Annotated in this window: 25 protein-coding genes; 11 read left to right on the forward strand and 14 right to left on the reverse strand. The window is 68.7% G+C overall.

What is annotated here, in order from left to right:
* Positions 1 to 178: 178 nt before the first annotated feature.
* Positions 179 to 997 carry an enoyl-CoA hydratase-related protein gene (locus IHD13_RS04145; RefSeq protein WP_195859771.1) on the reverse strand — a complete coding sequence of 273 codons (819 nt, stop codon included), beginning with the start codon at positions 995 to 997 and terminating at the stop codon, positions 179 to 181.
* 67 nt (positions 998 to 1064) lie between these two features.
* On the reverse strand, positions 1065 to 1583 hold the full coding sequence (locus IHD13_RS04150; protein WP_195859772.1) for an AmiS/UreI family transporter: 519 nt from the start codon (positions 1581 to 1583) through the stop codon (positions 1065 to 1067).
* A 269-nt stretch (positions 1584 to 1852) separates the two neighbouring features.
* On the opposite strand from IHD13_RS04150, the gene IHD13_RS04155 reads away from it, so the two are divergent.
* Positions 1853 to 2062, forward strand: a complete 210-nt coding sequence (locus tag IHD13_RS04155) for a hypothetical protein (RefSeq protein ID WP_195859773.1) — start codon at positions 1853 to 1855, stop codon at positions 2060 to 2062.
* Between the two features lie 163 nt (positions 2063 to 2225).
* Here the strand turns inward: IHD13_RS04155 and purL are convergent, their stop codons facing one another.
* Entirely contained in the window at positions 2226 to 6143 is a 3918-nt protein-coding gene (purL, locus tag IHD13_RS04160) for a phosphoribosylformylglycinamidine synthase (RefSeq protein WP_195859774.1), read from the reverse strand.
* Between the two features lie 169 nt (positions 6144 to 6312).
* Here purL and mltF point away from each other — a divergent pair, with 169 nt between their 5' ends.
* Complete coding sequence (gene mltF / locus IHD13_RS04165) at positions 6313 to 7782, forward strand: membrane-bound lytic murein transglycosylase MltF (protein ID WP_195859775.1); 1470 nt, start codon at positions 6313 to 6315, stop codon at positions 7780 to 7782.
* A gap of 6 nt (positions 7783 to 7788) precedes the next feature.
* On the opposite strand, the gene tadA is transcribed toward mltF, so the two are convergent.
* Positions 7789 to 8244 (reverse strand): tRNA adenosine(34) deaminase TadA, encoded by a 456-nt coding sequence (gene tadA, locus IHD13_RS04170; protein WP_195859848.1) that lies wholly within the window; start codon positions 8242 to 8244, stop codon positions 7789 to 7791.
* 74 nt (positions 8245 to 8318) lie between these two features.
* Between tadA and IHD13_RS04175 the strand changes: the two genes are divergently transcribed.
* Positions 8319 to 9146: an acyl-CoA thioesterase gene (locus tag IHD13_RS04175; protein ID WP_195859776.1), complete on the forward strand. Its 828-nt coding sequence runs from the start codon at positions 8319 to 8321 to the stop codon at positions 9144 to 9146.
* Between the two features lie 228 nt (positions 9147 to 9374).
* Here the strand turns inward: IHD13_RS04175 and IHD13_RS18535 are convergent, their stop codons facing one another.
* Entirely contained in the window at positions 9375 to 10016 is a 642-nt protein-coding gene (locus IHD13_RS18535) for a DUF1722 domain-containing protein (RefSeq protein ID WP_195859777.1), read from the reverse strand.
* Positions 10017 to 10586: 570 nt separating this feature from the next.
* On the opposite strand from IHD13_RS18535, the gene IHD13_RS04185 reads away from it, so the two are divergent.
* Both IHD13_RS04185 and IHD13_RS04190 read left to right on the forward strand, forming a co-directional pair.
* Entirely contained in the window at positions 10587 to 11399 is an 813-nt protein-coding gene (locus tag IHD13_RS04185; protein WP_195859778.1) for a PAS domain S-box protein, read from the forward strand.
* Between the two features lie 147 nt (positions 11400 to 11546).
* Complete coding sequence (locus IHD13_RS04190) at positions 11547 to 12029, forward strand: hypothetical protein (protein ID WP_195859779.1); 483 nt, start codon at positions 11547 to 11549, stop codon at positions 12027 to 12029.
* 149 nt (positions 12030 to 12178) lie between these two features.
* Here the strand turns inward: IHD13_RS04190 and fnr are convergent, their stop codons facing one another.
* The 3 genes from fnr to IHD13_RS04205 all read right to left on the reverse strand — a co-directional run bounded on the left by fnr (position 12179) and on the right by IHD13_RS04205 (position 15042).
* Positions 12179 to 12958 (reverse strand): fumarate/nitrate reduction transcriptional regulator Fnr, encoded by a 780-nt coding sequence (gene fnr, locus IHD13_RS04195; RefSeq protein WP_195859780.1) that lies wholly within the window; start codon positions 12956 to 12958, stop codon positions 12179 to 12181.
* A 328-nt stretch (positions 12959 to 13286) separates the two neighbouring features.
* A complete protein-coding gene (locus IHD13_RS04200) occupies positions 13287 to 14636 on the reverse strand; it encodes a Y-family DNA polymerase (protein ID WP_326838311.1) in 1350 nt (449 codons plus the stop codon).
* A complete protein-coding gene (locus IHD13_RS04205) occupies positions 14602 to 15042 on the reverse strand; it encodes a LexA family protein (protein WP_195859781.1) in 441 nt (146 codons plus the stop codon). The genes IHD13_RS04200 and IHD13_RS04205 overlap by 35 nt, the downstream gene beginning before the upstream one ends.
* A gap of 220 nt (positions 15043 to 15262) precedes the next feature.
* Here IHD13_RS04205 and IHD13_RS04210 point away from each other — a divergent pair, with 220 nt between their 5' ends.
* Positions 15263 to 15412 (forward strand): hypothetical protein, encoded by a 150-nt coding sequence (locus IHD13_RS04210; protein WP_195859782.1) that lies wholly within the window; start codon positions 15263 to 15265, stop codon positions 15410 to 15412.
* On the opposite strand, the gene IHD13_RS04215 is transcribed toward IHD13_RS04210, so the two are convergent.
* From IHD13_RS04215 to IHD13_RS04225, 3 genes are all read right to left on the reverse strand, one after another.
* Entirely contained in the window at positions 15409 to 16614 is a 1206-nt protein-coding gene (locus IHD13_RS04215; RefSeq protein WP_195859783.1) for an RNA polymerase sigma factor, read from the reverse strand. The genes IHD13_RS04210 and IHD13_RS04215 overlap by 4 nt on opposite strands.
* A gap of 11 nt (positions 16615 to 16625) precedes the next feature.
* Positions 16626 to 16985, reverse strand: a complete 360-nt coding sequence (locus IHD13_RS04220; protein ID WP_195859784.1) for a YciI family protein — start codon at positions 16983 to 16985, stop codon at positions 16626 to 16628.
* A gap of 103 nt (positions 16986 to 17088) precedes the next feature.
* Entirely contained in the window at positions 17089 to 17838 is a 750-nt protein-coding gene (locus IHD13_RS04225; protein ID WP_195859785.1) for an NAD(P)H-dependent oxidoreductase, read from the reverse strand.
* 104 nt (positions 17839 to 17942) lie between these two features.
* On the opposite strand from IHD13_RS04225, the gene IHD13_RS04230 reads away from it, so the two are divergent.
* Both IHD13_RS04230 and IHD13_RS04235 read left to right on the forward strand, forming a co-directional pair.
* The gene (locus IHD13_RS04230; RefSeq protein ID WP_195859786.1) at positions 17943 to 18842 is read left to right on the forward strand and encodes a LysR family transcriptional regulator; all 900 of its coding nucleotides are present in this window, start codon (positions 17943 to 17945) and stop codon (positions 18840 to 18842) included.
* Positions 18843 to 18877: 35 nt separating this feature from the next.
* Positions 18878 to 19216: an MmcQ/YjbR family DNA-binding protein gene (locus IHD13_RS04235; protein ID WP_195859787.1), complete on the forward strand. Its 339-nt coding sequence runs from the start codon at positions 18878 to 18880 to the stop codon at positions 19214 to 19216.
* A gap of 3 nt (positions 19217 to 19219) precedes the next feature.
* On the opposite strand, the gene IHD13_RS04240 is transcribed toward IHD13_RS04235, so the two are convergent.
* Positions 19220 to 20137: a DMT family transporter gene (locus IHD13_RS04240; RefSeq protein WP_195859788.1), complete on the reverse strand. Its 918-nt coding sequence runs from the start codon at positions 20135 to 20137 to the stop codon at positions 19220 to 19222.
* Between the two features lie 173 nt (positions 20138 to 20310).
* Between IHD13_RS04240 and IHD13_RS04245 the strand changes: the two genes are divergently transcribed.
* Positions 20311 to 21189 (forward strand): helix-turn-helix domain-containing protein, encoded by an 879-nt coding sequence (locus tag IHD13_RS04245; protein ID WP_195859789.1) that lies wholly within the window; start codon positions 20311 to 20313, stop codon positions 21187 to 21189.
* Between the two features lie 52 nt (positions 21190 to 21241).
* Here IHD13_RS04245 and IHD13_RS04250 read toward each other — a convergent pair whose 3' ends face one another.
* A complete protein-coding gene (locus tag IHD13_RS04250; protein WP_195859790.1) occupies positions 21242 to 21946 on the reverse strand; it encodes an ArsR/SmtB family transcription factor in 705 nt (234 codons plus the stop codon).
* Positions 21947 to 22043: 97 nt separating this feature from the next.
* On the opposite strand from IHD13_RS04250, the gene IHD13_RS04255 reads away from it, so the two are divergent.
* The gene (locus tag IHD13_RS04255; protein ID WP_195859791.1) at positions 22044 to 22391 is read left to right on the forward strand and encodes an antibiotic biosynthesis monooxygenase family protein; all 348 of its coding nucleotides are present in this window, start codon (positions 22044 to 22046) and stop codon (positions 22389 to 22391) included.
* A gap of 188 nt (positions 22392 to 22579) precedes the next feature.
* On the opposite strand, the gene IHD13_RS04260 is transcribed toward IHD13_RS04255, so the two are convergent.
* On the reverse strand, positions 22580 to 23497 hold the full coding sequence (locus tag IHD13_RS04260; protein ID WP_195859792.1) for a LysR substrate-binding domain-containing protein: 918 nt from the start codon (positions 23495 to 23497) through the stop codon (positions 22580 to 22582).
* Positions 23498 to 23627: 130 nt separating this feature from the next.
* Here IHD13_RS04260 and IHD13_RS04265 point away from each other — a divergent pair, with 130 nt between their 5' ends.
* A complete protein-coding gene (locus IHD13_RS04265) occupies positions 23628 to 24317 on the forward strand; it encodes an FMN-dependent NADH-azoreductase (RefSeq protein WP_195859793.1) in 690 nt (229 codons plus the stop codon).
* The last annotated feature ends 4 nt before the right edge of the window (positions 24318 to 24321 follow it).

Consider the following 24321-nt stretch of genomic DNA (forward strand, 5'->3'; position numbering starts at 1 on the left):
GGGCCGACCCAAGCCGCAGGACTATCAGCGCTGGAATGGCGCAGGGGCGCTGGGGGCAGGTCGGAGCGGGGGTCCTATGCCAGGGATGGCATCGGTAGCGCCCAGGGAGGGGTTCACCGCGCCCCGCGATGGCCTGCCCTCAGGGTAGCCCCGAGCCTCCATGGAAGAGAAACAAACGCTAGTCGAAGCGGGCCGGACGCTGTTCCAGGCGGGCGGCCACCGCTTCCTGCTGCTCGGCGCTGCCCAGCAGCTCACCCTGCAATCGGGCCTCCAGGGCCAGGCGCTCACGCTGAGAGAGCAAGGGGGCGGTTTCGAAGAGGGTACGCGCCGCCGCCACCGCCCTGGGGGAGCGGGCGGCGATGGCTCGGGAGACTTCCCGGGCCGTCGCCTCCGGGGTCTCGCTCAGGCGGGTGACCAGGCCCAGGGCATGGGCCTCGTCGCCGCTGACCTTGCGCCCGCTCCAGGCCAGCTCCTGAATCACGTCCCGGCGCAGCCCGGCGCCGGTGACGCTGATGGCCATGTCGGGGATGATGCCCCAGTCGATCTCCAGCAACCCCAGCCGCACCTCGGGGTGCGCCACGCGGATATCCGCGCCCAGGGCGATCTGCAGGCCGCCGCCATAGACATGGCCGTGGAGGGCGGCGATCACCGGCACCCCGGCGTCACGCCAGCCCAGGGCCAGGCGCTGCACCGGGTTGATGCCATCCTCGGGGGCCGCCTCCAGCAACCCGGGCAGCCGCTCGGGCGCCCCCATGATGGATGCCATGTCCAGGCCGGCGCAGAAGCTCTCGCCCTCCCCCACCAGCAGCACGGTGCGCACCCGCCCGGCCTCGGCCAACGCCTCGAGCCGTCGCTGCGCCGCCAGCAGGCCCTCGATCATGGCCCAGTCCAGGCCATTGAGCGCCTCCGGGCGGGCCAGGGCGACCCGGGCCACGAAGTCGGTGACCGTCAGGGTCACCCGTGATGCGAAATGTTCCTGCGCGAAAGCGTCCGACATGGGGGCTCTCCTCGGTGGGCTATCCCCCGAGTCTGCCCCCTGTCGAGGCTGATTTCAAACAGTTGTTTCAGGCCAGCAACAGCCCCTGCAGCAATAGGTAACCGGGCAGCCAGGCGGTCACCAGCCCCTGGGCCAGGGCGGTGCGCGCCATCAGCGGCTGCAGCTGGGGGCGATGGCAGAGCATCAGGTAGAAGCCGAACCAGAGCAGGGCCCAGGCCAGCCAGTTGAGCCCCGACCACCAGCCCCAGAGCCCCTCGGCCACCGCCAGCTGCAACAGCCCGGTGGGCAGGGCGGTGAGCGCCACGAAGAGACAGAAATAGCCCAGGCCATGGCCGGAGCTGCCGTTGCGGCGATTGATGGCCACCCAGAGGTAGGTGAAGGCGAACAGCAGCGTCATGGCCGCGGTGCGCACGCTGGCCGCATCGGCTCCCGGGCCGAAGGCGGCATAGGCCGCCACCGCCAGGCTGACGCCGCCGGCGAAGAAGTTGATCACCTGGATCTCGCGGTCCTCGATGCGCCCCAGCATCCACAGGCCATTGAGCACCAGTACCGCGCCCACATAGAGCAGACTCAGTCCCTCATGCACCGTTGCACTCTCCCGGCTCGGGGCGCCAACCCCATGCCGGAGCCCCATTTACAGCCGCTCTTATAGCCGGAAGCCCCACTCTCGACAAGCCCTATGGAAATATATTCCACATACTGGGAAGGCACGGAAGAAATTTAGTTCGCCAACTATTGAACTAGACGCCACTGACCGCCATCTCATTCCATGAGGCAAGCCCCGCAAGGCGCTCGGTGATCACCATCACCAGGCCCCTTGCGAGGCGGTTTCATCACCCAAGAAGGAGATCCGCCATGCAAGTCACCCTGAGCCCCGACTGTCCCGACTGCGGCGCCCGCCTGAAGCGGCTGCCCCCCACCCGGCACGGCCACGGCCATGTCTACTGCCTGGAGTGCGGCCATGACTTCGGCCGCTACGAGGCCCTGGCGGCACGCTTCCGCCAGGAGCTGGACACCCTGGAGGCGCGACTGGGGTTGCCGCCGGCACCGCCCGCGGCCCCCTAGAACGCGGCGCATAGCCAGAACGCGACAAGGCGGCCCGAGGGCCGCCTTGTCGACGTGGGGAGCGGGCCTTAGCCCACCCGGACTCGGACAGGCTGTGGTGAAACGGCGGAACAGCCGCAGCCAGGCGTCGGGGCGCCCCCGGGAGAGCGCCTCAACCTTGGCCTTAGCCCACCCAGACTCGGGCGTTGCGGAACAGCCGCAGCCAGGCACCGTCCTGGGTCCAGTCACTAGGCCGCCAGGAGTTGGTGACCGCCCGCACCACCCGCTCCGGGTGGGGCATCATGATGGTGACCCGACCGTCCGGGGTGGTCAGGCCGGTGATGCCGGCGGGGGAACCGTTGGGGTTGGCCGGGTAGCGGCTGGTGACCTGGCCGTAGTTGTCCACGTAGCGCAGCGCCACCTGGCCGCCGCTCTGCATGGTGCGCAGGTGACCGCTGTCGCGGAACTCGGCACGGCCCTCACCGTGGGCCACGGCGATGGGCAGTCGCGAGCCTTCCATGCCGGCCAGCAGGATCGACGGGCTCTTCTCCACCTGGACCATGGCCACCCGGGCCTCGAACTGCTCCGACTCGTTGCGCACGAAGCGCGGCCAGGCCTCGGCACCGGGGATCAGTTCCTTGAGCTGGGAGAGCATCTGGCAGCCGTTGCAGACACCCAGGGCGAAGCTGTCGTCGCGCTGGAAGAAACCGGCGAACTGCTCGCGGGCCTGGGCATTGAAGAGCACCGACTTGGCCCAGCCGCCGCCGGCGCCCAGGACGTCACCGTAGGAGAAGCCGCCGCAGGCCACCAGGCCCTTGAACTGCTCGAGGGTGACCCGCCCCTCGAGGATATCGCTCATATGCACGTCGACCGCCTCGAAGCCGGCCTTGTCGAAGGCCCAGGCCATCTCCAGGTGACCGTTGACGCCCTGCTCGCGCAGGATCGCCATGGCGGGACGGGCGGTGTTGATAAAGGGCGCGGCGATATCCTCGTCGATGGCGAAGCTCGGCTCGGCGGACAGCCCCGGGTCGCGGTCGTCCAGCAGGCCATCGAACTCGCTCTTAGCGCACTCCGGGTTGTCGCGCAGGGCCTGCAGCTGGTAGCTGGTCTCGGCCCAGGTGCGCTGGGCCAGCAGCCGGGTGGTCTCGAGCAGCGGCTCCTCGAAGAGGGTGACCCGCACCTGGTCGTCGTAGCGGGGCCGGGCGATGACGCCGCAGGTCTCGATGCCGGCGGCGGCGAACTGGGCCAGCACTTCCTCGGTGTGGGCACGGTTGACCTGGATCACCGCGCCGAGCTCCTCGGCGAAGAGGGCATTGACCGCCTCGTGGGGCTCGTCGATCAGCCAGTCGAGCTTGATCTCCAGGCCGGCGTGGGCGGCGAAGGCCATCTCCAGCAGGGTCACCAGCAGGCCGCCGTCGCTGCGGTCGTGGTAGGCGAGCAGCTTGCCCTCGGCGTTGAGGCCCTGGATCACCGCGAAGAAGGCCTTGAGGTCCTCGGCGTCGTCCAGGTCGGGGCAGTCGTCGCCCACCTGGCCATAGACCTGGGCCAGGGCCGAACCGCCCAGGCGGTTCTTGCCGCCGCCCAGGTCGATCAACAGCAGGTCGGACTCGTCCTGCTCCAGGTTGATCTGCGGGGTCAGGGTCTTCAGCGCATCGGTGACCGGGGCGAAGCCGGTGATCACCAGCGACAGCGGCGAGGTGATGCTCTTCTCCTCCCCGTCCTCCTGCCAGGCGGTGCGCATGGACATGGAGTCCTTGCCCACCGGCACGGCGATGCCGAGCGCCGGGCAGAGCTCCATGCCCACGGCGTGGACGGCGTCGTACAGCGCCTGGTTCTCGCCGGGGTGGTCGGCGGCGCTCATCCAGTTGGCGGAGAGCTTGATATCGGAGAGTTCGGCGATGGGCGCGGCGGCCAGGTTGGTGATCGCCTCGGCCACCGCCAGGCGGGCGCTGGCGGCGGGATCGATCAGCGCCACCGGGGGCCGCTCGCCCATGGCCATGGCCTCGCCGGCATGGGTGTCGAAGCTCGCCGTGGTCACGGCGACGTCCGCCACCGGCACCTGCCAGGGGCCGACCATCTGGTCGCGGGCCACCTGGCCGGTGATGGAGCGGTCGCCGATGGTGATCAGGAAGCCCTTGGAGGCCACGGTGGGCAGGCGCAGCACCCGATCCATCGCCTCGCGCAGGTCCAGGTTGTCGAGCATCACGCCGGGCAGCTCGCGGGCCTCGCGGGAGAACTCGCGGGTCATCTTCGGCGGCTTGCCGAACAGCACGCTCATCGGCAGGTCGACGGGCTTGCTCTCGAAGTGGCCATCGCGCACTTCCAGGTGGTGGGGCTCGGTGGCCTCGCCGACCACCGCATAGGGGCAGCGCTCGCGGCGGCACAGGGCATCGAAGGTGTCGAGCTCCTCCGGGGCCACCGCCAGCACGTAGCGCTCCTGGGCCTCGTTGCACCAGATCTCCAGCGGGCTCATGCCCGGCTCGGCATTGGGCACGGCGCGCAGGTCGAAGAGGCCGCCGCGCTCGCCATCCTTGACCAGCTCCGGCAAGGCATTGGAGAGGCCGCCGGCGCCCACGTCGTGGAAGAAGCGAATGGGGTTCTTGTCGCCCAGGGCCCAGCAGCGGTCGATCACCTCCTGGGCGCGACGCTCGATCTCGGCGTTGTCGCGCTGCACCGAGGCGAAGTCCAGGTCGGCGCTGGAGGCACCGGAGGCCATGGAGGAGGCGGCACCGCCGCCCAGGCCGATCAGCATCGCCGGCCCGCCCATCACGATCAGCTTGCCGCCCACCGGAATCTCGCCCTTCTGGACGTGCTGGTCGCGGATATTGCCGTAGCCGCCGGCGATCATGATCGGCTTGTGGTAGCCGCGGCGCTCGATGCCGTTGGCGCCCAGGGCGTCCTGCTCATAGGTACGGAAGTAGCCGGTGAGGTTGGGACGCCCGAACTCGTTGTTGAAGGCGGCGCCGCCGATGGGCCCTTCCAGCATGATCTCCAGGGCGTTGACGATGCGCTCCGGCTTGCCGTAGTCGAAGGCCTCCCAGGGCTGCACGAACTCGGGGATGCGCAGGTTGGAGACGGTGAAGCCGGTGAGGCCCGCCTTGGGCTTGCCGCCGATGCCGGTGGCGCCCTCGTCGCGGATCTCGCCGCCGGCGCCGGTGGCTGCGCCGGGATAGGGGGCGATGGCGGTGGGGTGGTTGTGGGTCTCCACCTTCATCAGGATCTGGATCGGCTCCTCGACGGCGGCGTAGCGGGCCCGCTCGCCCTCGGCACCGGTCAGCGGCGCGGCGAAGAAGCGCGGCGCCGTGGTGCCCTCGATCACCGCGGCGTTGTCGCTGTAGGCGGAGAGCACCTTGCCCGGCGAGGCCTGGTGGGTGTTCTTGATCATCTTGAACAGCGAGTGGCTCTGGGCCTCGCCGTCGATCAGCCAGTCGGCGTTGAAGATCTTGTGGCGGCAGTGCTCGGAGTTGGCCTGGGCGAACATCATCAGTTCGACGTCGGTGGGGTTGCGCGAAAGCTCTCTGAAGGCCGACAGCAGGTAATCGATCTCGTCATCGGCCAGGGCCAGACCCAGCTCGCCGTTGGCGGTGGCCAGGGCCGCCCGGCCGCCGCTGAGAATATCCACGCTGCCCAGGGGCGCCGGCTCATGATGGGAGAAGAGCTTGGCGGCATCGGAGGCATTGGCCAGCACAGTCTCGGTCATGCGGTCGTGGAGCGCCGCCTGGATGGCCTCGAAGGCGGCCTCGGAGAGGGTGCCCCCCAGCCTGACCCGGTAGGCAACGCCACGCTCCAGGCGACGCACCTGCCCCAGGCCGCAGTTGCGGGCGATATCGGTGGCCTTGGAGGACCAGGGCGACTGGGTGCCGATGCGCGGCACCACCAGGAAGAGATGGCCCTCGCGACCGCCCGCGCCCCGGGGCGCGCCATAGTCGAGCAGCCGCTCCAGCACCGCCAACGCCTCGGCGCCGAGGTCGCCATCGTGGTCGACGAAGTGCACATAGTCGGCATGCAGGGATTCGACCTCGGGCACCTGTGCACGCAGGGTGGCCAGCAACTTGGCATGACGGAAAGCGGAAAGGGCAGGCGCACCGCGCAGTTCGAGCATGTCGATCGAGCCTCTGAAGAGATAGCGAAGAAATGGCAGGAGTGGAGCCGCGGCTGGCGGCAATCTGGCGCACATGATACTGGAAAGCGAGGCCTGGACGAAATCCGCGGGATGACAGCCTCGGCCGGCGCCGTTATGGTGGGGCGTTCCGAGGCGACCGCTGACCCCCATGCACCGATCCCTGGCTCTCCATCTCTACCGCCACTGGCGGGGTTACCTGCTGCTCTGCTGCGGCCTGCTGCTGGCCCTGTGGCCGGCGCGCCAGTCGCCGCGCCCCGACTCGCCACTGACGGCGATTCGCGAGCGGGCCTTCCTTAGCGTGCTGACCCGCAACACCCCCACCACCTATTACCAGGGCAGCCACGGCCCCGCCGGCTTCGAGTACGAGCTGGCCCGGCGCTTCGCCGATCACCTGGGGGTCAGCCTGGACATGGATGCCGACCACAGCCTCCAGGAAGTACTGGCCGGCGTGCGCGCGGGCGCCGCCGATATGGGCGCCGCCGCCCTGCCCCTGGCCCCGGAGCAGGAGGGGGTCATCTTCAGTCGCCCCATCCTCACCCTGCAGCCGCTGGTGGTCTACCGCCGTGGCCTGCCCCCGGTGCGCGATATCGACGACCTGCGACGCCTGTCGATCGCCACCCTGCGCGGCTCGGGCACCGGCCTGGTGCTGCGCGAGCTGCAGGCCGAGCTGCCCGAGTTGAGCTGGCTGGAGAGCGGCGGCCTGGAGGTGGCCGACCTGCTGCAGCGGGTCGAGTCCGGCAGCCTCGACGCCGCCGTGGTCTACGCCCACCAGTTCCGCCTCAACCGCCTCTTCTTCCCCGGGGTGGAGCGCGGCTTCCCCCTCGGCGAGCCGCTCTCCATGGCCTGGGCCTTTCCCGCCCAGGGCGGCCTGGCCCTGCAGCAGGCGGCCAATGCCTTCCTGACGACCCAGCAGGCCAACGGCGAGCTGGACGCCCTGCTCGAGCGCTACTTCGGCCACGATGACTACCTGGAATACGTGGGGGCGCGGCGCTTTATCCGCCAGGTGCGGGAGGTGCTGCCCGACTATGCGCCACTGTTTCGCGAGGCGGCCCGGGACACCGGTTTCGACTGGAAGCTGCTGGCAGCGCTCGGCTACCAGGAATCCCACTGGGACCCGGAGGCCACCTCACCCACCGGGGTGCGCGGCCTGATGATGCTGACCCTCCCCACCGCCGGGGAGATGGGCGTCGAGGATCGCCTCGACCCGGTCCAGAGCATCGACGGCGGCGCCCGCTACCTGCGTAGCATCAAGGAGCGCCTGCCGGAGAGCATCGAGGACCCCGACCGCCTGTGGATGGCCCTGGCCGCCTACAACGTGGGCCTGGGGCATCTCTATGACGCCCGGCGCATCGCCGAGCAGCGCGGCGGCGACCCGGACCGCTGGGCCGATGTGCGCGAGGCGCTGCCGCTGCTGCAGAAGCGCGAGTGGTACAGCCAGACTCGCTACGGCTATGCCCGGGGCGGCGAGCCGGTGATCTATGTGCGCAATATCCGCCGCTACTACGAGATCCTCGACTACGTGGACCGTAGCCAGCAGCAGTTCTTCCGGCTCAACGCCCGGCGCCCGGACGGCGTCGACGACGATCTGCTGTTCGATACGGTACCGCCGGTTCTCTAGGCTCGCCTAACCACGCCGCTCGGCGAAGAAGGCCTGGAGCAGGCGCCGGGCCTGGGTGGCCAGCAGTCCCCCCTCCACCACCACCCGATGGTTATGCCAGGGCTGGGCGAAGAGATTGGCCCGGGATTCCACCATGCCGGTCTTGGGCTCGGCAGCGCCGTAGACCACCCGCGCCAGCCGCGCATGGATGATCGCCCCGGTGCACATCAGGCAGGGCTCCAGGGTCACGTAGAGGGTGCAGCCATCGAGGCGATAGTTCTCGAGGCGGGCCGCCGCCGCCCGCAGCGCCTGGATCTCGGCATGGGCACTGGGGTCATGGCAGCCGCAGGGGGCGTTGTAGCCGGCGCCGATGATCTCGCCTTCGGCATCCACCACCACGGCGCCCACCGGCACCTCCCCTGCGGCCAGGGCCTGGCGGGCCTGATCCAGGGCCCGGTGCATATAAAAGTCGTCGCTGCGCATGGCGGGGCTCTCGGGTATCCTTAGCAACATAAAACAGTCGTATGACGAACCACCCTACCGCAGAGGATAGCGCCATGACCAAGGCACTGGACGATCTGGTCGCCCTGCTCGGCCTGGAGATGATCGAGGAAAACCTCTTCCGGGGCCAGAGCCAGGACCTCGGCTTCCCCCAGCTGTTCGGCGGCCAGGTGCTCGGCCAGGCCCTCTCCGCCGCCACCCGGACGGTACCCGGCGAGCGCCTGGCGCACTCCCTGCACGGCTACTTCCTGCGCCCCGGGGACGCCAAGCGCCCGGTGGTCTATCAGGTGGACGCGGTACGTGACGGCGGCAGCTTCACCACCCGCCGGGTCACCGCCATCCAGAAGGGCCAGCCGATCTTCTTCTGCAGCGCCTCCTTCCATGGCGAGGAGCCGGGCCACCATCACCAGTTCGCCATGCCCGAGGTGGACGACCCGGATACCCTGCTGGCCCGGGGCGCCCGGCTCCTCGACTTCGAGGGTCACCCCATCGAGTTTCTGCACCTGCCGGACGGCGATGCAGACGCCTCGCGCCCGGCCCGCAAGCGGGTCTGGTTCCGCCTGGCCGGCGAACTGCCGGACGACACCGCCCTGCACCGCTACCTGCTGGCCTACAGCAGCGACTTCAATCTGCTGACCACCAGCCTGGTGCCTCACGGCATCCAGTTCGGCGACCCCCAGCTGCAGATCGCCAGCCTCGATCACGCCCTCTGGTTCCACCACGATCTCAAGGTCAACGACTGGCTGCTCTACGACATGGACAGCCCCTGGGCCGGCGGCGCCCGCGGCTTCGCCCGGGGCAACCTGTTCGATCGCCAGGGGCGCCTAGTGGCCTCCAGCGCTCAGGAAGGCTTAACGAGGATTCGCCAACCCAAGGCCCAATAGCCTTGCTGGATACGCCCCGGGGCGGCGGCCCTCTTGCCACCCCGCGTTCAGGAAGGCCTAACGAGGACTCGCCAACCCAAGGCCCAATAGCCTTGCTGGATACGCCCCGGGGCGGCGGCCCTCTTGCCACCCCGCGCTCAGGAAGGCCTAACCAGAATTCGCCAACCCAAGGCCCAATAGCCTTGCTGGATACGCTCAGGAAAACCTGACGCGACTTCGCCGGCCAGGCTAGCGATCCCTCTCCGGCAGCCAGGCCGCCAGCTCGCCCAGGGCCGTGGACTCCAGCAGATAGGGCTGGCGGCTCTGCAGGGCCCGGTCCCGGGTCTCCCGTAGCAAGCGAGCCGATGACCAGCCATCGACCTCGCCCCTGGCCGGCGGCGCCACCTCGGCCACATAGCCCCACAGGTGCTGCACGGCATTGCGCCACCCGCCCGGGGTCGGCGCCGTCAAGAGCCACTCCGAGAGCTCCAGCGCCAGGGGCAACAGCTCGGCGCCACGCGGCAGGGCCGCCACCTCGCGACCGATCTGCCGATAGCGCCGGGGGCTGCGTGCCATCACCGAATACTTGTGCTGGCGCCAGAGTGTCTGGGCCTGAAGGGGCGGCGACAAGCGTCCCGGAGTACGCCAGCGCCTGGCGGCGACCAGCCAGGCCAGCTGTTCGGCGATCCGTTGCGGATCGAGACGCGCCTCCGCGGGGGCGACCCTCCCGCCTGGCAGTAACGCCACCCGCTCGCCGCGCCCCCAGAGCTCCGCCGCCAGCCGCGCACGCGCTCCCGGTTCCCTGCGATGGGCATGCCAGGCCCAGAGCAGCTCTCGCCGGTTGAGATAGGCCGGACTCAGGTCCCAGGCCTCGACCCTCCAGATACCCACATGCCATCTCCGACTGACAAGACACTACGTCAATTTAACGAAGCATCGATGAAAGCTACATATGCTACTGTACTGAAATTAGATATAACCTAATGTCATGCATCCATCCCGACGGCTCAGGAGCCGACGGCGCTTCACGAGTGCACTGAAGGATCAGTGACATGCTCTCGAACCTGGATAGTTCTTTGCTGGGCGCCCTGTTGCTTGGCCTTGCGGCCCTGCTGAGCCTGCACACCAGCCTGCGTATCTCCGCTGCCTTGCCATCACTGGCCCTATCTCGTCATCGACCACTATGGCTGATCGGCGGCGGCACGCTGCTGGCCCTGGGCAGCCTGGGCCTGTACTTGGCGGGGCGTTCCTGGCTAGCCATGCCACCGCCGATAGCAACACTGCCCGTCGCTTTCTTGCCCCTGATGGCGACCGCCACCCTGCTCCTGGTACTGTTCGGGCGCCCCCGCGTCTCCCCCCCCTTCATGCCTACTGGCCGGCGCCCTGCTTGGCAGCGCTCATCTCCTGATGCAGTGGTGGTTCACGCCCTGGAGTACCGCCTCGCCCTGGCTGGTACTCCTGTTGGCGCTCCTGACCCTGCTGCTGGGCAGCCTGACCGGCTACACCCTGCTACTGGCCCGAGGTGCCGTCTTCAAGGAGCGTCTGCAGTTGGGAGGGCTCGCATTGCTCCTGCTCGCCCTTCAGCCGAGCCTGGGTCTCGCCCTGACGAAACCGTCACCGCCTCCCTCTGCCCCCCTGCCGCTGCTTATCATCGCCCTAGGGCTAGGTGGCGTGGCGCTATTGAGCCTCCTGATGTTGCGCCTAGAAAGGCACCTGCTCGGCAAGGAGTCCCTGCACCTCATGTCCAGCGAGCGCTTGCGCCATATTGTCGCTTCACTGGGCGATGGCATCGTCCTGCTCGACCACGAAGCGACCATCCTGATGTGCAATGACACCTTTGCCGACCTTGCCGGGCTCCCTCGGCGGGCGTTGGTCGGACACCCCGCCAACCACTGGATAGGCTCCAGTCAGGCCGAGTTACGGCGATGCCTGAATCAAGCCGACGACCACGCCCAATGCTCGCTTGAAGTCAGCATCCGTCACCGTGATGGCAATACCTATCCGGTCAGAATGGCGCTGCGCCGGGTCCGCTATAGCCTCAGCGGAAAGCGTCATTATGTCGCCACCGTCACCGATATTCGTGCCCAACGGGCCGCGCAGAGCCGTATTCAGCAGCTGGCCTATCAAGACTCATTGACCGGCCTTCCCAATCGGCTTGCTCTGATGGAGCAACTGCTGAATCGCTTGGAGCGCGGCGAGAGCCCCTGCCGCACAGGGCAGCACTTCGCCGACATCTTGATGATGGTCAAGGACAGGCTGTCGCCGCTCCACTAGTCTCACTGTCTCGAGGACATGCTGCGGGAGCGGGAAGGAGCCCCCTCGGCAAAGCGATGCCAGGCAGGCAATACACAACGAACAACGACACGACATCGGGCCGATGCCCCCTCACCGGGGCATGCCCCGCATCCCGAGATTGACCGCATGATCGATATCCAGACACTCACCCTGCTTCCCCAGGACCAGCTGATGCTGGCCAGCACGGCCGAAAGCCGAGCCTTGCACCGTTATCGCCGGCTGGCCCTTAGCTTCCTGACCTACAGTACGGCCCTGAGCCGTCAGATGGCAGAGCTCGGCATCGCCTGCGAGCAACGTCTCGAGACCCTGCGGGAGGCGGCCAACGACTTGGGCCTCGGTGCCTGCGTGGACGGTCCCGAACACCCCCGGGCCCGGCCGACGCTCGTCGACTCCCGGGGCAGTTTCTTTATCGTCGACGGGGAGTTGATCGACCAGGCACTGCAGCAGGCCCTGGCCGCGAGCCTGGAGACGCACCGCCTGGCTCGACGGTTGCTGGGGGCCAACGGTACGCCGGAGCTGGAGCGACCACTGCGCGACTATACCTATCATAAGCAGCTCGAGTCCGGCGTCCTGATGCACTGCTACGCCGCCCACCAGCAGCTCAGCTGAAGTCCCCGACAGGCAACGGGCGGGCGCCGCTGCTCGCGACGCCCGCCCATGACGCGAATCAAGGTTCGCGGCTTTCTGGATACCATCTCCCCCGAGCGCTTGAGGTACCTTGAACTCAAGCCCTGTAGAAAGCTGGCTGTCGTACGTCTTCAGCGACCTCCGCCTGCCTCAAGCGGCGTTGTCTCGGGTTTCGCGGTCATGCCTTGCAGGGCCGCCAGGTCCAACAGCTCGATTTCCTTACCGCTGACTTTCAGCCAGCCGAGCTCCATGAAGCGCTTGAATACCCGGCTGGTGGTTTCCGGAGCGAGCCCCAGGAAGTTGCCCAGATCATGACGCGACATGGACAGGCGGAAGCGGGTCCGCGACAGGCCCCGTCGAGCGAAGCGCTGGCTCAGGCTGAGCAACAGGATGGCCAGTCGTTGTTCCGCCTTGCGCCGCGCCACCACCTGGAGCAGCTCGTGGTCGTCGAAGATCTCCTTGCTCATGATGCGCAGCAGCTGGCGCTGCAACCCGGGTATCTGCCGGGCCAGCTCCTCGAGATGGACGAAAGGGAGCTTGCACACACTGGTGGTTTCCAATGCCTCGATGGTCGATGGGTGCCTGTCGGCACCGATGGCGTCCAGGCCGACCAGCTCCCCCGGCAGGTGAAACGCGATGACCTGATCCTTGCCATTATGATCCACAGTGATGCTCTTCAGGCTGCCGCTATAGACGACATGCAGGGTGGTGAACGGCTGGCCCAGGGAACAGAGCCTATCGCCTTTCCTCAGCGGACGACTCTGTTCGATGATCCGTTCCAGCGCTTCGGTGTCTTCCCGCCCCAGGCCGACGGGAAGGCAAAGTTCGCGCAGGCTGCAGGTACTGCATGCTTTACGAATATCGAATAGTCGAATTTTAGGATACTTTGCACTTCCGGATACGGCAGTCATGGTCCGCCCCGTTTCGATGCAGGATAATATCTAAGTGGATACGGCAGTCATGGTCCGCCCCGTTTCGATGCAGGATAATATCTAAGTATAGGTAATATATTATCGTCCACCGGGCGGGCCTTACCCCAGGCTTCGTTAGCTTAGATGGTGCTATTCCCCTGCGGATAGCCTATATAAGCAGGCCATGCTGCCTGGCCCATTCGGGGCCTCGCCAAGCGGCGGGTGGTTCACGGGATGGAGATTTGCGCGGCGATGCAGCGGGCCCGCCGATGGAGCCCCCGGGGAGACAAGGTCGAGGGGTCGACTCCGCCTTGCGGCACCAAGGTTCTCAGGTGCGCACCCGGGGGAGCTCATCCCAGCGGGTGGTGTAGCGGTCGCTGCGATTGGCGCAGCGCAACTTCCAGCCGCTGTCGCGCCGCGGTAGGCCCAGGCGCACCGTATCACGGCCCAGCTCCCGATTGACTCGGTCGAGGGTCGCCATCAGCCGGCGACGCCGCAGCGCCTCGGCGCTATCCTCCGCCAGCAGCCGTCCCTGGGCCGCCCCCGCCTCCACCAAGCCCATCAGCATGACCCCGCACTTCTGATAGCGATAGCCTTCTCGGTAGATGATCGCCAGGGCCTGCTGGGCAGCCCGCAACAGCTCGCGGGTGTCGTCGCTGGGCGCCGCCAGGGTCACCTGGGCGGCGTTGCGGTAGGCCCCCCGTCCCACCTGAAAGGGGCCGGTACGCAGGACGACCCGAACGACCTGGGCCAGGCTGCCCTGACGACGCAGCTTCTCGCCGGCCCGGGCCACATGCTGGCGCAACGCCTCGCGAAGTTCGTGGAGCGCCGTGGTGGGCCGCCCCAGGGAACGCGAGACCAGCAGGTGGTGGCGGGGCGCCTCCAGGTCGTCCATCAGGATGGCGCCATGGCCACGCAGCTCCCAGACGATGCGCTCCATCACCACCGACAGGGCCCGGCGAACCCGCGCCGGCTCGGTCTGGCGCAGGGCCCAGGCGGTATCGATGCCCAGGGCGGCCAGGCGCTCGGCGCTGCGCCGGGCCACGCCCCATAATTCGGCTACCGGCAGTTGCTCCAGCTGGGCTTGCGTGGTGGCGGCATCGGCTGCCAGGTAACAGACCCCGTCGCCACGCTTGGCGAACCGGTTGGCCAGCTTGGCCAGCACCCGGGTCGGCGCCAGCCCCACGCTCACCGGAATACCGGTCTCGCGGTGCACTCGCCCGCGGAGCTCCCGAGCCAGAACCTCGGACGCGGCAACATCCAGGCCATCCAGATGAAGGAAGCTCTCGTCGATGGAGTAGGGCTCTACATGCGGGGCCAGCGACTCCAGCACCTCGTTGACCCGCCGGGACATGTCGCCATAGAGGGCATAGTTGCTGGAGAGCAGCACACAGCGACGGCGCAGTGACGGCGGGATCAGGTGCACCGGGGCCCCCATGGCGATGCCCAGCGCCTTGAGCTCCTCGGAGCGGGCCACCACACAGCCATCATTGTTGGAGAGCACCCCCACCGGCTGCCCTTCCAGGGCCGGGGCGAAGGCGCGCTCGCAGCTGACGTAGAAGTTGTTGCAATCCACCAGGGCGATCATCCTCAGGCTCCCCAGGGCATCGGCGCTCGCCGGAGAGCGGCTCGCTTCCAGGCGCTCATCGCTGGCCTCCGGGCAGGGCATGCACCACATGGGTCACCACACCCCAGACACGGCACTCGCGTCCGGCCAGAGGAATCGGCGGATAGTCGGGATGGCTGGCCACCAGGCAGGGGCCGGCGGCCTGCTGCTCCAGCCGCTTGACGGTGAGCTCCCCCTCCAGGGCGACGATCACGACTCGGCCGGGGCGCGCCTCCAGGCTGCGATCCACCACTAGCAGGTCGCCATCATGGATGCCATCGCCGCGCATGGAGTCACCCTCGGCGCGCACGAAGTAGGTGGCGGCGGGACGTTTCACCACATGGGCATGCAGGTCGAGCTCGGTGTCGAGGTGGTCATCGGCGGGACTGGGGAAGCCGGCTCGCACCCGGCAGCCCAGCAGGGGCAGCGGCGGCGTGGCGGAGTGATGGCGGGCTGGCCAGGGGGTAGACAGGGACATGGCGCCTCCGACATGAATACTGTAATTATAGACAGTATTCTACCTTCGGCCGGGCGGAGCAACTCTCCACCGTCCAAGCTCCGTTCACGAAGGAGTCGCCAAGGGCACCTCCTCGCGGCTACGCTGTCAGAGAGAGCATCGTCATCGCCCACACAGGGAGCGCTGACCGCCACTGCCCTTAGGGCGCCACCCAGGGCCCCAACTCAGGAAGGAGACGCTCATGGCACCCCTAGAGTATTTCGCGATCGGATTGGCCGCGGCCGGCATTCTCGCCATGGTCGCCCATGCCCATAACCATCGGCCGCGCTCGGCACGCCAGGCGGTGCGACTCCAGACGCCACGCCCCCAACCCCGGCGTCCGCGGCGTTAACCTCCCACCTCGGCCAGCCGCCGTTCCAGGAAGCGCCGCTCCGGTGCCTGCTTGACCAGCGCTAGGGCCTGGCGATAGTGGTCGGCGGCTTCCTCATCGCGCCCCAGGCGCCGCAGGAGGTCGGCCCGGGCCGCCGGCAGCAGGTGGTAGCCGGGCAGATGAATCTCCTCCAGTAGCGCCAGCCCCCGCTCGGGCCCCTCGACCATGGCCACCGCCACGGCGCGATTGAGGGCCACCACCGGGCTCGGCTCCCGGCGATAGAGCAACCCATAGAGGGCCACGATACGCGGCCAGTCGGTCTCGGCCGCCGAGGCGGCCTGGGCATGCAGGGCGACGATATTGGCCTGCAGGGCATAGGGGCCCGGCGCCTGACGCAGGGCCAGGGTCGCCTGGGCCAGTCCCTCCTCGATCGCCTCGCGATCCCAGCGCGAGCGCTCCTGTTCCTCCAGCAGCACGAGGTCGCCCCGGGCATCGGTGCGAGTCTCGCGGCGCGCGTCGTGCAGCAGCATCAGGCCCAGCAGCCCCCGCGCCTCGCCCTGGGCGGGCAATAGCCCGACCAGCAGGCGTCCCAGGCGAATCGCCTCGCGACACAGGGGCTCGCGCACCAACCGCTCGCCGCCGCTGGCGGCGTAGCCTTCGTTGAAGATCAGGTAGATCACCGCCAGCACCGCCGCCAGCCGCTCGTCCAGGGCCGTCGCCTCGGGCACCTCGAAGGGGATGCCGGCGTCGCGGATCTTGGCCTTGGCGCGCACCAGCCGCTGGGCCAGGGTCGGCACCGGCAGCATGAAGGCCCGGGCGATCTCCTCGGTGGTGAGGCCACCCAGGGTACGCAGGGTCAGGGCCACCTGGGCGGCACGATTCAGGGCCGGATGGCAGCAGGTGAAGATCAGCCGCAGGCTGTCCAGGGGCTCGGGATCCTCGGGGTTCGGCGCCGGCTGCTGCAGGCTGAGGTGCAGCGCCAGTTGATCCTGCTTGCGCTCTCCCAACTGGCGATGACGCAACTGGTCGATCGCCTTATGGCGGGCAGTGGCGGAGAGCCAGGCCACCGGACTGGCCGGCACGCCCTCCTCGGGCCACTGCTGCATGGCCGCCTCGAAGGCCGCCTGCAGGGCATCCTCGGCCAGGGCGAAGTCGCCGAAGCGGCGAATCAGCGCCGCCAGCAGGCGCCCGTAGTCGCGCCGATAGAGGGCCGCCAGGTCCATGGCCGCGCCGCTCACAGGCGATAGGCCGGGTCCACCGGCCGTACTTCCACCACGCCTCCCACCCGCAACGTGGGCAGGCGTCGCGCCTGGCCCAGGGCCTCGTCCAGGTTGCCGCACTCCAGCACATGGAAGCCACCCAGTTGCTCGCGACTCTCGGCGAAGGGGCCGTCATGCAGCACCAACCGGCCTCCGGCCTCGCGCAGGGTGGTGGCGGTGGCCGCCGGCTGCAGCCGGGCCCCGCCGCGGTAGTGATGCCGGGTCACCCACTCCTGGAGCAACCCATGGTAGTCCGTCATCACCGCCTCCCGCTCCGCCTCCGGCAGGGCCTGCCAGAGCGCCTCGTCGATACCGCACATCAGCATGTATTGCATGGTCGTCTCTCCCGCCCACTCAGCAAGGGTAGTCGGCCCCCATGGGCCCTGCCCTGTATCGTGCGGGACGGCGCGGCTTCGACAGCCCGGGAGATGGACGCAGTCAGGGCCGCCAGGCCAGCGGATGCTCGGGCCGCAGCACCCCCTGCTCGTCCCAGTCGTCCCAGCCGGCGAAGGGAATCGGTGACAGGCTCTCGAGCCGGTCGAGGCGGTCTCGCCAGGCATGCTTTTCGCCCTCCAGGCGCTCGCGGAAGAGGGTTTCCTGCTCGTATTGCAGGCCGCCCCCCTGGACGCCATAGACCACGAAGGGCGGCAGGACCGCCAGGCCCAGGTACGCCAGCGAGCGGTGGATGGGCCAGAGCAGGCTGGCCATTTCACCACCGCGGCCCTGCCGAGTGAAGGCCGCCTCCGGTGAGCCGGTGGTCACCGAGCAGAAGGCTCGCTTGCCACGCAGCCGTCCGCGATCGTAACGGCGGCTGCCGGAATAGAGCCCACCATAGACCATGACCCGGTCGAACCAGCCCTTGAGCATGGCCGGCTGGGCATGCCACCACAGGGGAAACTGCAGGATGATCAGGTCGGCGCGTTCCAGCCGTGCGATCTCCCGGGCCACCTCGGCGGGAAGCTCCCCGGCCTCATGGGCCCGGCGCTGCTCGCTCAGCGCCGAGAAGGCCGCCGGATCGGCGCGCCGCGGGAAGTGCCCGGGCCCCTCCACCGGATCGAAGCCCTCGGCATAGAGGTCGGAGACCTCCACCGCATGGCCCTGGCTTTCCAGATGAGCGACCGCCGTCGTCTTGAGGGCGGCGTTGAAGGAGTGGGGTTCGGGGTGACAGAAAACGATAAGCACCTGCATGATCGGGCTCCCGGTCTCGGCGGCACGCCTGTCGCGCCGGTCCCCCACAGGCTAGGCTGTTCACTAATGATCGAACATTCCCTATCGATAACAACGAACTTTGCATGAATGAACAGCTAATTCCCTGGGACGACCTGCGCGTGGTCCTGGCCATCACCACGGCAGGCTCCCTGGCCGGCGCCGCCCGCCGCCTGGGGGCCAGCCATGCGACCCTGTTTCGTCGCCTCAACACCATCGAGGCACGCCTGGGCGTGCGCCTCTTCGAGCGCTCCCGGCAGGGTTACGCCCCTACGGCGGCCGGGGCCGAGCTGGCCGAGGTGGCCGAACGCATCGCCACGGAGGTCCAGGAGATCGAGCGGCGCCTGGCGGGCCGCGACCTGCAGCTCTCCGGCACCCTGCGGGTGACCACCACCGATACCCTGCTGATGGGCCTGCTCTCGCCGATCTTCGCCGACTTCCGGCACACCCATCCGCAGATCCAGCTAGAGGTCGCCGTCTCCAATCAGCGCTTCGATCTCGCCCGGCGCGACGCCGATGTGGCGCTGCGCCCCTCCTCATCGCCGCCACAGCATCTGGTGGGGCGTCGGGTCGCCCTGATCGAGCAGGCGATCTATGGCCGTCCCGGCGACGATCCCGGCACGGCCGACTGGATCGGCCCGGGTCGCCACCTGGAGTACGACGACCTGGCGACCTGGCTGGCCGACGCCGGCCTGGAGGCACGTTGCCACTACCGCATCGACACCCTGCTGGGCATGCTGGCGGCGGCCTGCGACGGGCTTGGCTGTGCGGTGCTGCCCTGTTACCTGGCCGATGCCGAACCGTCGTTGAGCCGGCTCGGCGCCCCCATTCCGGCACTGGCCACCGAGCTCTGGCTGCTGACCCACCCCGACCTGCGGCGGGTAGCACGAATTCGCACCTTCATGGACTTCGTCGCCACGGCCCTGGCGCATCGGGGCCTGGCCCCCACTCACCGCGGACAAGGCCCGAGGCACGATCTATCCTGAGAACGAGCCCCCTCCGGGGCGGCCGGGAGACGCTGATGACGGAAGCCGAATTTCGTGCCCTGGCCCTGGGTCTTCCCGGGGTGGTGGAGCATGCCGAGCAGGACCACCCCGACTACCGAGTCGGTGGCAAGGTGTTCGCCCAATTGGGTTACCCCGAGGTGACCTGGGCTACGCTGTGGCTTGCCCCCGAGGCCCAGGAAGAGATCATCGCGGCCTGTCCCGGGGCCTTTCGCCCGGCTCCCGGCGGGGCGCCCGGCCATACCCAGGTCCACCTGAGCGAAGCGCCCCATCCCCGGGTCCGCGCGGCCCTGATCGCCGCCTGGCGGGACAAGGCCCCACGGCGCATTCGCGATCACTTCCGCGATACGCCCTGAGCGTCAGACGGCCGGGCGGCGACCGGGCACGGCTTCCGGTTTCGGCCCCTTCGCCCGCGGCCGGTAGAACATCACGGCGTTGCCCACCAGGATCGTCACCAGGCCGATCAGGGCCAGCGGCGTCCAGCGGTAGCCCTCGACCAGGGTGGAGATGCCCAGGGCCACCAGCGGGAACAGCAGAGTGGCATAAGCCGCCGGCCCGGCCCCGATCCGCCCCACCAGGGCAAAATAGGTGCCGAAGCCGATCACCGAACCGAACACGGCCAGATAGGCCAGGGCGCCCAGGTAGGTCGGCGAGGTATCCAGCGTGAAGGGCGTGCCACTGGCCAGCACCAGCGCCAGCATGATCAGGGCACCGTAGGCCATGGCATAGGCGTTGGTGGAGAGCAGGTCCAGGCCTTGGCGCTGATGGCGCAGGCTGAGCATATTGCCCAGGGAGAAGCCATAGGTGCCCAAGAGCGCGCAGCCCAGGCCCAGCAGTACCCCCGAGCCCAGCGCCTCGCGACGCAGTTCCGGCCAGAACAGGCAGACCATGCCGGCCAGGCCCAGGGCGGCCGCCACCAGCAACCGCGGCGTGATCGCCTGGCGGAAGAAGAGCACGCCATTGGCGGCATTGAACAGCACCGCCATGGAGAACACCACGGCGATCAGCCCGCTGGTGATATAAGCGGCGGCGGTATAGAAGAGATAGAAATTGAGGCAGAAGACGCACAGCCCCTGCAGGGCGCAGAGCAGGTGATCCCGCGCATCGAGCCGACGCAGGCGCCCGCGGAGCGCCAGCCACAGCAGCAGCAGGCCGGCGGCCAGGGCGAAGCGGTAGAAGACCGACAGCATCACCGGCACCTCCCCCACCTGGAAGGCGATGGCGATCCAGGTGGTGCCCCAGATCAGCACGGTGACGGCATACAGGATCAGGTTCATGATGGCAGCTCCTCGGCTCGGAGCCACCGACTCTGGGCGATAACGGCGCGCTGGGCATTCAGCTTCTTGCGCCGAGCCTTCGTTTCTTGCGCTTTTTCGCACCGTCCCCCGTCATCCGCTTGGCTCGCCACGCCGGCCTGGCTACCATCGAAGCCTCCGGGGAGAAGAAAGCCATGCCCTACCACGTATTCGAGCACCTGAGCCAGCACCGGGCCCACTTGACGCGAGCCGCCCGGCTCGACGGCGGCATCGGCCTGGCCCAGTGGCGCAACGACAACGACCACCTCGCCCTGGACAGGCCCGGCCACCACACCCTCAGCCTCTATGTGGCCGACGGCTATGAGTCCTACCGCCAGACGTCCGGCGGCTGGCGCAATGGGGGTGCCCCGGACCGATTCTGCCTGATGCCGGCCCAGCATGAATCCCGCTGGGATATCCGTGGTCCCCTGGAGTTCGCGCACCTCTACTTCACCGACGCGCACCTGAAAGGGCTGACCGAGAGGGTTTGGGACCAGGAGGCCTCCGGCCTGTTGCTGGACGAGCGGACCTTCGCCGAGGACCCGCGCATCGCCAGCCTGTATCGCCAGTGGCTGCTCGCCCTCGACTGGCAGGAGCCAGCCGACCGCCTGGCCCTGGACAGCGCCATCACCCTGCTGCTGGTGCATCTGGCCGGCGCCTACGGCCAGCGCCACCGGCCGCCGCCCCACCCCCGGGGCGGCCTGGCCCCCTACCGCCTGCGCCAGGTGCGCGACTATATCGAGGCCCACCTGGACCGACCGCTGCCGCTCAAGGAGCTGGCCGCCCGGGTCCAGCTCAGCGAGTACCACTTCGCACGCATGTTCAAGCGCAGTCAGGGCCTCACGCCCCACCAGTACGTCCTGCAGCGGCGCCTGGCCCGGGCCGAGGCACTGCTGCGCGAAACCACCCGGCCACTGGCCGAGATCGCCCTGGCCTGTGGCTTCAGCTCCTCGAGCCACCTGGCCAGCCGCTTTCGTCAGGCCAGGGGCCTGGCCCCCTCACAGTTGAGGCAAGCAACGAGCCAGGCGCCCTGATCACGGACTGTCTCATCTGGTTCAGCTCCTCGGCTACGACGCCGTCGTCGATTCATAGCGTCTCCTCCGACCCGCTCAGCGTCAGGGCGAATTCCCGGGCCAGGCCCTCCCGGCCCTCGGCGCTTATCGTCACCACCCGGGTGCCCTTCTGACGCGCCACCCAGCCCAGCGCCTCCAGGCGCTCGGCCAGGGCCGCCCCCAGGGCACCGCCCAGGTGATCACAGCGCTCGCTCCAGTCGAGGCAGGGGTAGGCGAAGCGCCGCCGCCGGCGACGCAGAGCGGCCGGATCGAGCCCGAAGTCGACGCACCAGCGTTCGCCATCGGCGGTCAGTTCCCAGCGCTCTCCCTCGACCCGCAGCCACCCGCGTATGAACAGTGCCTCGCTGATCCCGGTGCCCAGGCGACCGGCCAGGTGATCGTAGCAGTAGCGTGCCTCGGCCAGGGCCCCCTGCGGCTGACGACGCGGCGGCACCACCCGTACCGGCCTGGCCACCACCATCAGTGACTCTACGGCCCGTGCCACCGCCGGGGTGGCGAGTCGGTAATACTTGTGCCGACCCTGTCGGGCGACGCCAAGCAGGGCGTCTTCCTGCAACCGCCGGAGATGAGCCGTAGCCGTTCCTGGCTGCACCCCGGTGCCATAAGCAAGCTCCTTGGCAGTCAGCGCCCGCCCCTCCATCAGCAATGCCAGCATGCCCAGCCGCGTGGGATCGCCGAGGGTCCGCGCCAGCCGTGCCAGATCCGGCTCCTCATCCATAGTTCGTCCACCACCTAACCATTAACGTCTGACAAGCCTAGTCCAAGACGACACACTGAGCGGTAGTTCACTGCCTCTACCCACCCGAGGAGCCCTCATGATCGCCGTTATCTTCGAGGCCGAGCCCAAGCCCGGCCACCGCGACCACTACCTGGACATCGCCGCCGAGCTGCGCCCGCTACTGGACGAGATCGACGGCTTCCTCTCCATCGAACGCTTCGAGAGTTTGACCCAGCCGGGCAAGGTCCTGTCGCTCTCCTTCTGGCGCGACGAGCGAGCCATCGAGGCCTGGCGCCAACTGGAGCGCCACCGCGCCGCTCAGGCCCAGGGCCGCCAGGTGGTCTTCGCCGACTACCGGCTGCGGGTGGCCACGGTGCTGCGCGACTACGGCATGCATGAACGCGAGCAGGCCCCCGCCGACAGCCGCAAGCAGCACGGCGGGTGATTCAAGGGGTGATTGACGCGCCGCGAACGCCCCCATCAGCAAGAAGCCGACCGTGGTCAGGACGGCGAACCAGCCACCGTAGATGAGCATCTGCGCCGCCACGGGCCCCGCTGCGGGATCGACGAACTGCGGAATAAAGGCCAGCACGAAGAGCCCCGACTTGCCTCCCGAACGGCCCTGCCCCCTCCTCAGCCTTCCGCTACGGCCTGGCGGCAAGCCGACGCGGAGGCCGCGAAGGCCGTCTGCAGCCACGCCGCCACCCGATCGAGGGTGGCGTCGCCCCGGGTCGCCGGGCTCCGGAGCAAATGGTAGCGCAACCCCGGCAAGCTCGGGCCGAAGGGGACCGCCAGCACACCGCGCTCGAGCTCGTCCTGGACCAGGGTCAGCCCCAGCAGGGCCACGCCCTGGCCGGCGATGGTGGCCTGGATGGCATGGCTCTCGTCGGAGAAGGCGAGCCGGGGCCCCAGCGCGGACGGCACGCATCCCGCTGCCCGGCACCAGGACGCCCAGGTGGGCAGGCCGAGGCTCGGGCAGTACCAGTCGAAATCGATATGGCGCACGCCCTGGAGATCCTCGATGCCGCCCAGCGCCAGGCTCGGGTTGGCGACCGGGGCGATGCGGTCGGTCGCCAGCTTCACGGCCTCGTATTCCGGGTAAGGGCCCATGCCGTAGCGAATCGCCAGGCAGGCGCCCCGCGACAGGTCGAGGACCGCCTCGCTGGCATGGATACGCAGGTCGATATCGGGATGCGCCGCATGGAAGTCGGCCAGCCGCGGCAGCAACCACCGGCTGGCGAAGGCCGGGGTGCAGGAGAGGGTGACGCTGGCCGTCTCCGTGCGCCCGCGCAACCGCTCCAGGGCCTCGGCGAAGGCATCGAAGCCCTGGCGCAACACCGGGTAGAGGGTCGTCGCCGCCTCGGTGGGCGCCACCCGGCGGGTCCGACGCTCGAACAGCGCCACCCCCAGCCAGCCCTCCAGCTCACGGACCTGGTGGCTGATCGCCGCCGGCGTCACCGCCAGCTCCTCGGCGGCGGCCTTGAAGCTGCGATGACGTGCCGCGGCCTCGAAGGCACGCAGCTGCGAGAGCGGTAGCCGGCGTCGCTGCATCGGATCCCCATGGACAAGTTCAACTCATGTATCGACCAAGAATAGATCGTTTGTCAGCCACTAACCAAGGGACGATGCTGCCAACCGACCCTCAATACATGAATTGATCTTGACCATAAAGGAGAGCCCCATGGCCACCATCCTGCACCTCGACGCCAGTGCCCGCCCCGGCCGCTCCGGCGCCCAGCCCCACGGCTCCCACTCGCGGCGCCTGAGCGCCCACTTTATTGCCCAGTGGCGGCGGGCCCGCCCCGACGACCGCATCGTCTACCGAGACGTCGGCCAGCACCCGCCGCGCCCCGTCACCGGCGACTGGATCCATGCCGCCTTCACCCAGCCGGAGGCGCGCGAGCCCTGGATGCACGAGGCCCTCGCCGAGAGCGATGCGCTGATCGACGAGCTGCTCGAGGCGGAGCTGATCGTGGCCGGCGTGCCGATGTACAACTTCGGCGTCCCGGCCGGCTTCAAGGCTTATATCGACAATATCGTGCGGGTCGGGCGCACCTTCGGCTTCGATCGCGCCCGCCCCGGGCTGCCCTACTGGCCGCTGCTGACCGAGATGAACAAGCGCCTGGTGGTACTCGGCGCTCGCGGCGACTACGGCTACGAGCCGGGCGAGCGCATGGCCCACACCAACCACGTCGAACCGCACCTGCGCACCGTGTTCGGCTACCTGGGCATCGAGGAGCTGCATGGCATCGCCGCGGAGTACGACGAGTTCGCCGACGCACGCTTGCAGGCATCCCTGGCCCAGGCCGAGCGACGCATCGAGGCGCTGGTGGATCGCCTGGCGGCGGAGCTGGCCCACCCGGCCCAGTAGCGGG

This window comes from Halomonas sp. 328 (assembly GCF_015645095.1).
In the GTDB taxonomy this organism is placed as follows: Bacteria; Pseudomonadota; Gammaproteobacteria; order Pseudomonadales; family Halomonadaceae; genus Bisbaumannia.